The sequence below is a fragment of the Sphingomicrobium arenosum genome (assembly GCF_026157085.1).
Classification (GTDB): Bacteria; Pseudomonadota; Alphaproteobacteria; order Sphingomonadales; family Sphingomonadaceae; genus Sphingomicrobium; species Sphingomicrobium arenosum.
This window is the reverse complement of sequence record NZ_JANPVN010000001.1, coordinates 258478-270584: the sequence shown is the minus strand read 5'-3', so window position 1 is coordinate 270584 and position 12107 is coordinate 258478. Positions and strand designations below refer to the sequence as shown.

Sequence of the window (12107 nt, the reverse complement as noted above, 5' to 3'; positions counted from 1 at the left end):
TATGCATTTCACTCGTCTTTCGCTCACCCTCGCCGCCGCATTGCTCGCGGTCCAGCCGGTCGCCGCGCAGGACAGTGCCTCCACCGGCATCCCCGACACGCGCTTTACCGGCGCCGACCTCTTCAACCTGACGATCGGCAGCGATCCGCAGATCAGCGCCGATGGCAGGCGCATCGCCTATGTGCGGCGCGGCAACGACATCATGACCGATGGGGTGAATAGCCGTATCTGGATCATCGACGTGGCGAGTGGCCGCGAAGTGGCGCTGGCGTCGGGTTCGAGCCCGCGTTGGTCGCCCGACGGCGAGCGGATCGCTTATGTGGCGCGCGACGGCGACGGGCCACCGACGCTCATGGTGCATTGGATTGGCACCGGCCTGTCGAGCGCGCTCACCACCATGGCCGAGCCGCCGCAGAGCATGGCCTGGTCGCCCGATGGGAGACGCCTTGCCTACAGCGCGCACGTGCCTGGCGACGGCGTGAAGCTGGGCAAGCCGCTGACCCCGCCCGAAGGGGCCGATTGGGCAGCACCAGCGCGGATCACCGACAAGGTCAGGTACCGATACGACGGTGCGGGCTATCTCAAGACCGGCTATACGCAGCTGTTCGTGATCGATGCCGACGGCGGCGCGCCGCGGCGACTGACGCACGGGGATCGGCATCATGGCGGCAGCATCGAATGGACGCCCGACGGTCGCACGTTGCTGATCTCGGGCAACCGCGAGGACGATTGGGAGCTCGATCCACGCGATAGCGAGATTTACGCAGTCGATATCGCCAGCGGCGATATTCGCGCGTTGACGGATCGCCACGGCCCTGACGGCAATGCGCAGGTCTCTCCTGACGGACGGCAGGTCGCCTATCTCGGTTTCGACGACAATGCGCTCGCCTACAATCCAAATGCGCTCTACCTGATGAATGCCGACGGTTCGGGCAAGCGACGCATTCTTGCCGATGTCGACCTGAGCTTCGATAGCCTCGAATGGACCGATGCCGGCCTGTTCGCGGGCTATGAGGAGGACGGCGGCTATCGCGTCGCCGAGGTCTCGACGCGCGGCGAGGGCAGCTTGAGCGCGCTGCCGATCGACCTCGTCGACACCTATTATTCGCGGCCCTATGGCGGTGGGCAGTGGAGCGTTGCCGAAGACGGGCGGATCGCTTTCACCACCGGGTCGGCAACGCGGCCGACCGACATTGCTCTTTATGACGGCAGGCGAATGCAGCGCCTCACCGCGCTCAATGACATATTCCTGTCCGGCAAGGCGCTGGGCGAGACGCGGGCGATCGATGTACGGCTGGCCGATGGGACGGTCATCCCGACATGGATCGTGCTGCCACCGGGCTATCGCGAGGGCACGCGGGTACCGACGATCCTCGAGATCCATGGCGGACCCTATGCCGCTTACGCACCCTATTTCTCGTCGGATTACCAGCAATATGCGTCGGCGGGATATGCGACCGTTTTTGCCAATCCCGGCGGATCGACCGGCTATGGCAATGAATTCGCGCAGCGCATCGAGGCCAATTATCCGATCTCCAACCATGACGAATTGATGGCATCGGTCGATGCCGCCATCGCGGCGGGCTATTCGGATCCCGACAATCTGTTCGTCACCGGTGGCTCAGGCGGCGGTATCCTGACGGCGTGGATCGTCGGCAAGACCGACCGGTTCAAGGCGGCCGCGAGCTACAAGCCGGTCATCAACTGGACCAGCATGGCGCTGATGAGCGATGGTGTCGGCTTCTTCGGACGCTATTGGATGGCGGGCGAACCGTGGGAGCGGCCGATGGATTATTGGAACCGCTCGCCGCTGGCGAACATGGAAAGCGTGAATACCCCGACGCTGATGATCGTGTCGGACGAGGATTATCGCACCCCGCGCAGCGAGGCCGAGCAATTCTATGGCGCGCTAAAACTGCGCGGCGTCGATACCGCGCTCATGGTGACGCCGGGCGCGAGCCACAGCGACCTGACGATGAGCCCGTCGCAGCAAGCGGCCAAGACAGCGGCGGTGATCGCCTGGTTCGACAAATATCGACACCGCGACTAGGGGCACCTTCCCTTTCGTAGGTTAGCGCTTATGGTCGGGTCGACCCTTTTATCCAGGAGTGACCCGACCATGATCCGTCTGTTTCTCGGCGCCTCTGCGCTGGCCCTCGCTTCAAGCCCCGCCCTCGCCCACGACCCCGATTTTTCGGTCGAGCGGCTGTCGACCCATGTGCGCACCATGTCCGATGATTGGTTTGAGGGCCGCGCGCCGGGCACGCCGGGCGAGGACAAGACGGTCGCCTATCTGTCGGGCGCCTTTGCCGCTGCGGGCCTCCAGCCCGGGGGCGACCTTCGCGCCGACGGCAGCCGCAAGTGGACGCAGGACGTCATCCTCGCGCGCTCGACGATGGTCGATACGCCGCTGCTCGAGATGAATATCGGCGGCGAAGACGTGATGCTCACGCAGAATGAGGAGCTCGCGATCCGCGCGCCGATCAATGGCGAGGCGCAGGTCGAATTGCAGGACGTGGAGCTCGTTTTCGTCGGTTATGGCACGCATGCGCCCGAGCGCGGCTGGTCGGATTACAAGGACCAGGACCTTGCCGGAAAGGTGCTCGTCATGCTCGTCAACGATCCCGATTTCGAGGGCGGCGAAGGCGATTTCGGCGGGCCGGAAATGACCTATTACGGCCGCTGGACCTACAAATATGAAGAGGCTGCGCGGCGCGGCGCGGCGGGCGTGCTGGTGATTCACGAGACCGAGCCGGCCAGCTATCCATGGGGTGTCGTCGCCAACGGCAACGACCAGACGTTCGACATCGTGCGCGAGAACCCTGGAGCTGCACATTCGGGCATGCAGGGCTGGATGCATCTCGATCTGGCCGAGCGCGTCTTTGCGGCGGCGGGCACCAGCTATGCCGCGGCCAAGGCAGCGGCGCAGCGCAAGGACTTCCAGCCGATGGCGTTGGGCGCGACGATCGACGCCACGCTGCTTGCGCGGCAGGAGCAGATCGCGGCCAAGAATGTCGTCGGCATGCTGCCGGGGAGCGAGCGGCCCGACGAATATGTCGTCTTCACCGCGCACCACGACCACCTCGGCCTCGTCGAGGACCCCGCCGAAGAAGGCGATGCAGTCTATAATGGCGCGCTCGACAATGCGACAGGCACCGCCGCGCTCATCGAACAGGCGCGCGCCTTCGCCGAGGTGGGCGGGGCGAAACGCAGTCTCGTCTTCCTCGCCGTCGGAGCGGAGGAAAAGGGTCTGCTCGGCTCCAAATATTATGCCGCCAATCCGCTTTATCCGCTCGGCAAGACGGTCGGGGTCCTCAATACCGACAGCCTTGGCGTGTTCGGTCCGGCGAGCGACTTCTCGATCAGTGGGACCGCACGGCTCGGCTTGCTCGACCTTCTCGTCGAGGAAGGCGAGGCGTTGGGTCGCAGCTTCGCACCCGACCCGCGTCCCGAGGCGGGCGGCTTCTTCCGTTCGGACCATTTCGCCTTCGCGCAGGTCGGCGTGCCTGCGGTGAGCTATCGCTCGGGCCAGCAGTTGACGGAGGGCGGCGCGGCGCGCGCGACCGAATTGGCGCGCGAATATGTCGCCAACCATTATCACCAGGCGAGCGATGAATGGTCGTCGGACTGGCGCTTCGACGGCATTGCCGCCGACCTCACGCTCATCCACCGCGTCGGTGAACGGCTCGCCAATGGGACGATGTGGCCCAACTGGGCTGTGGGCAGCGAGTTCAGGGCGCTGCGCGACGCGAGTGCGGACGAGCGCGACTAGGATAGGACCGAGCCATGGCGATCACCTTCTACACCAACCCCATGTCGCGCGGCGGGATCGTGCGCTGGGCGCTGCACGAGGTCGGCGCCGAGTATGAGGCGAAGGTGATCGGCTACGGCGAGGAAATGAAGGGCGACTATCAACGAGACATCAATCCGATGGGGAAGGTCCCGGCGATCGTCCATGACGGCAAGGTCGTGACCGAATGCGCGGCGATCTGCCATTATCTCGCCGAAACGCATCCCGATGCCGGCCTCGCTCCGAGGGACGATGAGCAGGCCGCCTATTGGCGCTGGCTATTCTTTGCTGCCGGGCCGCTCGAACAGGCCGTCACCAACCGCGCCATGGGCTTCGAAGTCCCCGACGATCCGCAAAAACGCGGGATGATCGGTTACGGCCACTATGGCCTCGTCATGGATGTGCTCGAGCAGCATTTCGCGCAGAGCGACTATGCGGCGGGCGCACGCTTCACCATGGCCGACGTCTATCTCGGCAGCGCGGTCAGCTGGGGATTGCAGTTCGGCACGGTCGAGGACCGGGCGTTATTGCGCGCTTATGCGGAGCGCGTCACCGATCGGCCCGCGCATCGCGAGGCGCGGGCGATCGACATGAAACTGATGGAAGAGATGCAGGCCGCACAAGGCGGCTGAGCGGGACGCCTTTAGTCGGCGATCAGGATACTGACCGTGCCGCCGTCTTCGGTGGTGGTGGTGAAGCCGCCACCGATATCGGCGGGCGTCACCGACTGGGTCTGGAGGACCATCCAGCGGCCTTTGACGCGCTGTTCGATCTTCAGCGTGACATCGTCCGACCCGCGCGCGCCTGTGGCGGTCACGCGATAATTGCCGTTGACGGTGACCGCGGGGCGTCCGGCGGTGGGACGCAGCGTCGCAGTCCCGCCGTCACCGGAAACATGGAGCGTGGGCGTGGCGAGCGCGAGGAGCAGGGAAATGATCATCCTTCCGTCCTAGCAGGGCCGGCTTGCCCGAAGGTAAAGAAAAAGGGGCCCGGAAGCATCTGCCTCCAGGCCCCTTTCTGTTTGTTCTCGAACGACTAGTCCTGGCTGCCCATGAAGCTGAGCAGGAACTGGAACATGTTGATGAAGTCGAGATAGAGGTTGAGCGCGCCCATGATGATGGCCCGCTGCATCATGTCGGCATCGCGCGCGACATACTGATAGATCGACTTGATCTTCTGCGTGTCATAGGCGGTGAGGCCGGCAAAGATCAGCACGCCGATGGCGCTGATCACGAGGCTCATCGTGCCCGACTGGAAGACAAAGGCGTTGAGCAGCATCGCGACGAGGAGGCCGACCACGCCCATGATGAGGAAGGTGCCCCAGCCCGAGAGGTCCTTCTTGGTGGTGTAGCCGTAGAGCGAGAGCCCCGCGAAAGCGGCGGTCACGGCAAAGAAGGTCTGGGCGATCGAGATGCCGGTGTAGACGAGGAAGATGGTGCTCATCGACAGGCCCATCAGCGTCGCGAAGCTCCAGAAGAGGAGTTGCATCGTTGCGGTCGACATCCGGTTCTGGCCAAAGCTCATCGCGAAGATGATGGCGAGCGGCGAGAGAATGATGACCCACGGCAGGATGCCGCCACCCATGAAGACATCGGCCGCCATGCCCGAGCTGTAGAACAGCATCGCCACGATGCCCGTCAGGAGCACGCCCGACGCCATGTAATTGTAGACGCTGAGCATATATTTGCGCAGACCCGCATCGCGCGCGGCGCGCGGGACGCTGGTCGTCGCGGCGGGGTCCATCCCCATGCGCGTGCGCTCGTCGAACTGATTAGCCATTTGTTCTCCTCTCCGCCCTCCCCCCAGGGGATGAGCTGAATGTGACATGGTTCCATCGAAGAATATCGGGCCGATGCGCTCCGATTTCAAGCAAAACCGGTCGTGTCGACGAAGGCTTTTCGTTAGAAAGCCGGAGATGCATCGTTTGTTTGTCGCCTTCTTGCTGCCCGAACCGTTGATCGAGGCCGTGGCGCCCGCGATGGAAGGCGGGCCCGAGGGGATTCGCTGGGTGCCGGAAGACGATCTCCACTGCACGCTGCGCTTTATCGGCGAGATCGAACGGCCGATGGCCGAGGACGTGGCCGAGGCGCTGCAAGGAATGCGCGCGCCGTCGCTCGAAGTCCACATCGATGGGGTCGGTGTCTTCGATCATCAACGGCACGGCGCCCTGTTCGCTCGGCTCGCGCCCAAGGAACCGCTTCGCGCGCTTCACGACAAGGTCGACCGCGCACTCCAGCGCTGCGGACTACAACCCGAACGGCGCGCCTATCTGCCGCACATCACGCTGGCGCGCTGGTCGGGTGGGCCGATCGACGCGCAGCCATGGGCCGAGCGCTGGGCGGGTTTGTCGAGCAACTCGGTTCGCCTCGATCATTTCACTTTATTCGAGAGCCGCCTCTCGCAACGAGGGCCAAGTTACACAGCGGTGCTCGACCAGCCGCTTGTCGGCTAGGCAGCGCGATGGCGACGACTGCCTTGTTTCCGCGCGCGATGAACCCACATCGGGGCTTGGCCCGTTAGCCATGATAGGCTAGCACGACGGAAAAGAACAAAACGAGAATATCGATATGGCGCTCACCAACATCAGCGTGCGCGGCGCGCGCGAACATAATCTGAAGGGCGTCGACGTCGACATTCCACGCGAGAGCCTGACGGTCATCACCGGCCTCAGCGGATCGGGCAAGTCGAGCCTCGCCTTCGACACCATCTACGCCGAAGGGCAGCGCCGCTACGTCGAGAGCCTGAGTGCCTATGCGCGCCAGTTTCTCGAGATGATGCAGAAGCCCGATGTCGAGCATATCGATGGCCTGTCGCCCGCTATCTCAATCGAGCAGAAAACGACGAGCCGCAACCCGCGATCGACGGTCGCGACGGTCACGGAAATTTACGATTACATGCGCCTCCTGTGGGCGCGCGTCGGCGTGCCTTATTCCCCCGCCACGGGGCTACCGATCGAGGCGCAGCAGGTCAGCCAGATGGTCGACCGCACCATGAAGCTGCCCGAAAAGTCGCGCCACCTGCTGCTCGCGCCGGTCGTGCGCGGGCGCAAGGGAGAATATAAGAAGGAACTGGCCGAGTGGCAGAAAGCCGGCTTCACGCGAGTTCGCATCGATGGCGAGGTTTTTTCGATCGACGAGGCCCCGGCGCTCGACAAGAAATATAAGCATGACGTGGAGGTCGTGGTCGACCGGATCGTGATCAAGCCGGGGATCGAGGCGCGTCTCGCCGACAGTTTCGAGACCGCGCTCGAACTGGCCGACGGCCTCGCCTATCTCGATCCGGTCGACGCACCCGTCACCGAGGACGAAACTGTCACCAAATCAGGGATGAAGCTCGATCATGGCGTTCCCGGCCGCATCGTCTTTTCGCAGCGGTTCGCCTGTCCGGTGTCGGGGTTTACCATCAGCGAGATCGAACCCCGCCTGTTCAGCTTCAACGCCCCTCAAGGCGCCTGCCCCGCCTGCGATGGGCTCGGCGAGATGATGGAGTTCGACGAGGATCTCGTCGTGCCCAATCATGGCTTGTCGCTGAAGAAGGGCGCGGTCGTGCCCTGGGCGAAGTCGCAGCCCCCCTCGCCCTATTATATGCAAGTTCTGGGTAGCCTCGCGCGCGCTTTCGATTTCGATCTGGAAACGCCTTGGGCGGACCTTCCCGAAGAAGCGCAGCAGGTGATCCTACGTGGCACGCGCGGCAAGCCCGTTACCTTGCGCTTCGTCGACGGCAAGAAAAGCTATGAGGTGAAAAAGCCGTTCGAGGGTGTGATCGGCAACCTCGAACGTCGCATGCGCACGACCGAAAGCGCGTGGATGCGAGAGGAATTGTCAAAATATCAGGCCGCCCACGCCTGCGAAACCTGCGGCGGTGCGCGCCTCAAGCCGGAAGCTCGCGCAGTCAAGATCGCCGGCGAGGACATTTCGCTCTCGGCCCGACGCTCGGTGGTCGATGCGGTTGAGTGGTTCGGCAGTGTCGAAGGAAGCCTTACCGACCAGCAGAAGCAAATCGCCGCGCCTATTCTGAAGGAGATCAATGAGCGCCTCGGCTTCCTGCACAATGTCGGACTCGACTATCTTAACCTCGACCGAACCTCGGGCACCTTGTCGGGCGGCGAGAGCCAGCGCATTCGCCTTGCCAGCCAGATCGGTTCGGGCCTGTCGGGTGTACTCTACGTGCTCGATGAGCCCTCGATCGGCTTGCATCAGCGCGATAATGATCGCCTGCTTGAAACCCTCAAGCGCCTCCGCGAACTCGGTAATACGGTGCTCGTGGTCGAGCATGACGAGGATGCAATCCGGACGGCCGACCATGTCATCGACATGGGCCCCGGCGCGGGCGTGCGCGGTGGGGAAGTTGTCTGCTCGGGCACGCTCGAAGAGATCATGGCCTGTGAGGATAGCCTGACTGCCGACTATCTGTCGGGCCGTCGCGAGATCGCGGTGCCGCAGAATCGTCGCAAGGGCAACGGCAAGAAACTGACGCTGAAGGGTGCCCGTGCCAACAATCTCAAAGATGTCACCGCATCGATCCCGCTCGGCACCTTTACCTGCGTCACGGGGGTGTCGGGCTCAGGCAAGTCGAGCTTTACGATCGATACGCTCTACGCCGCCTCGGCCCGGGCCCTAAATGGCGCGCGAATCCTGTCAGGCAAGCACGATCGGCTTGACGGCCTTCAGCACCTCGACAAGGTGATCGACATCGACCAGTCGCCCATCGGGCGTACGCCGCGCTCGAACCCTGCCACCTACACCGGCGCCTTCACCCAAATCCGCGACTGGTTCGCCGGACTGCCCGAAAGCAAGGCGCGCGGCTACAAGCCGGGTCGCTTCAGCTTCAACGTGAAGGGCGGACGGTGCGAGGCCTGCAAAGGCGATGGCCTTCTCAAAATCGAGATGCATTTTCTTCCCGACGTCTATGTCACTTGTGATGTCTGTCACGGCGAGCGTTATAATAGGGAGACACTCGAGGTCACCTTCAAAGGAAAATCCATCGCCGACGTCCTCGACATGACGGTCGAGGACGCGGTCGAGTTCTTCAAGGCCGTTCCCTCGATCCGCGACAAGATGGAGATGCTCCAACGCGTCGGCCTTGGATATGTGAAGGTGGGACAGCAGGCGACCACACTTTCGGGCGGCGAGGCGCAGCGGGTGAAACTGGCCAAGGAGTTGTCCAAGCGGGCCACCGGAAGAACGCTCTACATCCTCGACGAGCCCACGACAGGCCTTCACTTCGAAGATGTGCGCAAACTACTCGAAGTGTTGCACGCGCTTGTGGAGCAGGGGAATACGGTCGTGGTCATCGAGCATAATCTCGATGTCATCAAGACCGCCGATCATATCCTAGACCTCGGTCCCGGCGGTGGCGTCAATGGCGGCACGATCGTCGCCGAAGGCACGCCCGAGAAAGTCGCGAAAGTCGCTGAAAGCTACACCGGCCATTATCTCGCTCCGATGCTGAAAGGCGCAAAATCAAACGCGCGCAGTGCAGCAGTGCTAGCGACGGCAGAGTGAGGCCATTCCGGGTCGGGCTCGAGCTCACCATCATTCGCGGCGTGGCGACAATAGCTTCGTAGCCTGCAGCAAGCAGTCAATCAAACTTCAGCTCATGCCGCGGCGCAAGCCTTTCCGACAATCAAGTGGATGGCGCCGCAAGCACCGCGCAGGCAACCCGTGCACCAGCATCGCCAGCCGGATTGCTAACATAGTCGTCCGCAGCAGCGTGAACGACCAGCGCTGTCCCATTTCGATCCGACAAAACCCACTCGCCTTTGTCGATCATGACGTCACGAACGAGATAATCCGCGCGGCCGGTGCCGTCCTCACCGACCTGTAGGTTCGCCAGATCGCCTAGATGGGAACCCATCGGATTGTCGCGTCCATGTTCGGCACCAGTAGGATTCCAGTGGCCGCCGGCCGACTTGAAGTCGGGTTGTTCGCAGATACCAGCTTCGTGAAGGTGTACACCGTGCAATCCGGGCTTGAGACCACCGACCTCGACGGACAGCGTGACACCATTGGCGTCTTGACGGAAGCTCACCGTACCGAGGCTCCCTCCTTCGACGGAGCGAAGGTCCGCATTCTGCGGGGCGATGACCAGCGCTCCGCGGTCGCCGCTACTTTCGGTAGGCTGGTCTTCCGCAGCATCTCCGCTGCAAGCCGCGAGACAAAAAGACAGTGCCGTGAGGCCGCAGACAAATTTCATAGATGATCCCCTTGTCTGCCGCCTTCAACGACGACAGTCCTCAATCGATCCGTATGAAGTGGATCTCGACGCGGCGGTTCTGCGCCTCGCGCACCCCATCGGCAGTCGGAACTAGCAATCCTGCCTCGCCGCCGCCATCGCGGACCACGACCCGATCAGCCTCAACTCCGCGTTCCAACAGCAGGTCTCGGACCACCAAGGCGCGTTGGCGCGAAATCCGTTTGTTGACTGCCGCTGGACCTGACCGATCACTATATCCGGTCAAGGCGACTTTATAAGAACCGTCGCCTTCCACCATCATGCGTACGACCGTGTCGAGGATCGACTGCGCGTCCCGATCGACGTTGGCGCCGCCCCAACGAAAGAAAATCATGTAGGGGCCCGGCACTAGCGCAGGCGTCTCACAAAGTCCGCGCTCGGCGACGATCCGATTATCATCGCAGCGCACCGGCTCGCTGAGCGTCCCCGAATGAGCGACAAGAAACGATAGAAAAAGCAGGTCCATGATCTCGCCTCCCCCGGCTTCAGCTGGTCTCTAGTCTAGAGATACGACCCGTCGGCTTGCAACGCAAAAAAAGGGAGCCTGCCGATGGCAGGCTCCCTTCTTTTTGGTGGCCGAAGCCTCCCGGGCCTTAGCCGCGCTCGGGTTCCGGCGGCGGCGGCGGCGGCGGCGGCGGCGGCGGAGGCGGCGGGCACTGCTCGGTCGCCAGGATCACCGTGCCGTCCGGGCAGGTCACCGTCGCCGGAGGCGGCGGCGGCGGCGGCGGCGGCGGCGGCGGCGGCGGAGGCGGAGGCGCCACTGCCGGCATGAAGTTGAAGATCAGGCTCGCCAGAAGGCTGTGCGACTCAAACTGGCCGTCGGTCAGCGCAGCATTCGAGAACGGCGCAGCAACGGCCGGCGTGTAATCGATGTCGCCGGTGTGGAAGTAGCGATACTTCAGGCCCAGATCGATAGCATTGCTGAGCGGGAAACGAACGCCCGCCAGACCCTGCCAAGCCCAGGTGCTGTCGCTTTCGCTGAACGACGTAACACCGTCGAGGTCGAGGTCATGCTCGACACTCGCAAGACCGATACCGCCGCCGACGAAGCCATTGATGCCTTCATCACCGCCGAAATCGAGAAGCAGGTTCGCCATGGCCGAATAAACCGAGACATCACCCGGCTCATCGAAGGTCACGCCGATCGGACCCGGAAGTTCGGTGTAATCGACATCGCTCTGCTTGTAGCCGAGTTCGACTTCGGCGCGGATCATGCCAAAATCGTAACCCGCGATGAAGTCGACATCGAAGCCAGTGCCGTAGTCGTTCCACGCTTCGCTATCGATCAGGACCGGCGCGTCCGGATCAGTATTGTCAGTAACGGTGAGGCCGAGATCCAAGTCTTCAACCTTCATCACGCCGCCTTCGACGCCGACATACCAAGCCTTGTCGCGCGCAAGCGCAGGCGTGGCGAGCATCGAAGAAGCGAGCACCATCGAGATGGCAAGCTTCCGCATAAGAGAGTCCCCTTTCAGATACGCATTTCCAATAAAAACGCGCTTGCGACTTTATGTTCCTGCCAACACGAGTGCAAGCGCATCATCTCATCACTGTTGCATTTTTGCATCAATGGGGGATAGCTGGAGCGGCAACGTACTGAAACGAAGGAGCAAATTATTCATATTGCGATGATTTCACGATCACGAAGCACTGCCAGAATAGCGTCGATGGCGGCGCGGGCTTCGGCGTCCACAGACCCACCACCCGCCGGAGAGGAGATCGCAGCGCCAATTGCATGCGTTTCGCCGCCTACCTCCGCCCAAACATTGCCGCGAAATACGTAACCCCCATCTGTGTCACCGCGCCGGCAGTGAAAACCTTCAGTGGGTTGAACGAATCGCCAGCCGCCTCCGGTGTAAGTCGCCATTGCATTTCCATGGTCGACGAAGGCTCCGCTCGGGCTCGGAGCGACGAGGTAGCATTCGCCCTCGATCGGATTGGAGGGCGGGACTATAAGGGGCGGGCAATTCACCACAGGTTGGACAAGCAGATCGAGTAGGACCAGGGCCTCGTTATGTGTCACGTCTTTCTGGGCCTGCCCTGTGGCCAAGAGCGGCAGCCCAAGACGGTTGGTATCGTTCAT

Annotated in this window: 11 protein-coding genes; 5 read left to right on the top strand and 6 right to left on the bottom strand. The window is 62.7% G+C overall.

Annotated features, from left to right (window positions below; genetic code table 11):
* The first annotated feature begins 1 nt into the window (after position 1).
* The 3 genes from NUW51_RS01190 (at position 2) to NUW51_RS01180 (ending at position 4422) form a co-directional block, all read left to right on the top strand.
* Positions 2-2050, top strand: coding sequence for a S9 family peptidase (locus NUW51_RS01190; protein WP_265561977.1), 2049 nt, complete (start codon positions 2-4; stop codon positions 2048-2050).
* A gap of 69 nt (positions 2051-2119) precedes the next feature.
* Positions 2120-3772: a M28 family peptidase gene (locus NUW51_RS01185; RefSeq protein WP_265561975.1), complete on the top strand. Its 1653-nt coding sequence runs from the start codon at positions 2120-2122 to the stop codon at positions 3770-3772.
* A 14-nt stretch (positions 3773-3786) separates the two neighbouring features.
* Positions 3787-4422, top strand: a complete 636-nt coding sequence (locus NUW51_RS01180; protein WP_265561973.1) for a glutathione S-transferase family protein — start codon at positions 3787-3789, stop codon at positions 4420-4422.
* 11 nt (positions 4423-4433) lie between these two features.
* On the opposite strand, the gene NUW51_RS01175 is transcribed toward NUW51_RS01180, so the two are convergent.
* Together NUW51_RS01175 and NUW51_RS01170 are read right to left on the bottom strand one after the other, a co-directional pair.
* On the bottom strand, positions 4434-4730 hold the full coding sequence (locus tag NUW51_RS01175; RefSeq protein WP_265561972.1) for a hypothetical protein: 297 nt from the start codon (positions 4728-4730) through the stop codon (positions 4434-4436).
* 95 nt (positions 4731-4825) lie between these two features.
* The gene (locus tag NUW51_RS01170; RefSeq protein WP_265561969.1) at positions 4826-5569 is read right to left on the bottom strand and encodes a Bax inhibitor-1/YccA family protein; all 744 of its coding nucleotides are present in this window, start codon (positions 5567-5569) and stop codon (positions 4826-4828) included.
* 136 nt (positions 5570-5705) lie between these two features.
* On the opposite strand from NUW51_RS01170, the gene thpR reads away from it, so the two are divergent.
* Together thpR and uvrA are read left to right on the top strand one after the other, a co-directional pair.
* Entirely contained in the window at positions 5706-6242 is a 537-nt protein-coding gene (thpR, locus tag NUW51_RS01165; protein WP_265561967.1) for an RNA 2',3'-cyclic phosphodiesterase, read from the top strand.
* A gap of 115 nt (positions 6243-6357) precedes the next feature.
* Complete coding sequence (gene uvrA, locus NUW51_RS01160) at positions 6358-9294, top strand: excinuclease ABC subunit UvrA (RefSeq protein WP_265561966.1); 2937 nt, start codon at positions 6358-6360, stop codon at positions 9292-9294.
* A gap of 121 nt (positions 9295-9415) precedes the next feature.
* Here the strand turns inward: uvrA and NUW51_RS01155 are convergent, their stop codons facing one another.
* The 4 genes from NUW51_RS01155 to NUW51_RS01140 form a co-directional block, all read right to left on the bottom strand.
* On the bottom strand, positions 9416-9985 hold the full coding sequence (locus tag NUW51_RS01155) for a superoxide dismutase family protein (protein WP_265561964.1): 570 nt from the start codon (positions 9983-9985) through the stop codon (positions 9416-9418).
* Between the two features lie 40 nt (positions 9986-10025).
* Complete coding sequence (locus tag NUW51_RS01150; protein ID WP_265561962.1) at positions 10026-10490, bottom strand: OmpA family protein; 465 nt, start codon at positions 10488-10490, stop codon at positions 10026-10028.
* A gap of 127 nt (positions 10491-10617) precedes the next feature.
* Positions 10618-11481: an outer membrane protein gene (locus tag NUW51_RS01145; protein ID WP_265561959.1), complete on the bottom strand. Its 864-nt coding sequence runs from the start codon at positions 11479-11481 to the stop codon at positions 10618-10620.
* 161 nt (positions 11482-11642) lie between these two features.
* Positions 11643-12107 (bottom strand): DUF2793 domain-containing protein, encoded by a 465-nt coding sequence (locus tag NUW51_RS01140; RefSeq protein ID WP_265561957.1) that lies wholly within the window; start codon positions 12105-12107, stop codon positions 11643-11645.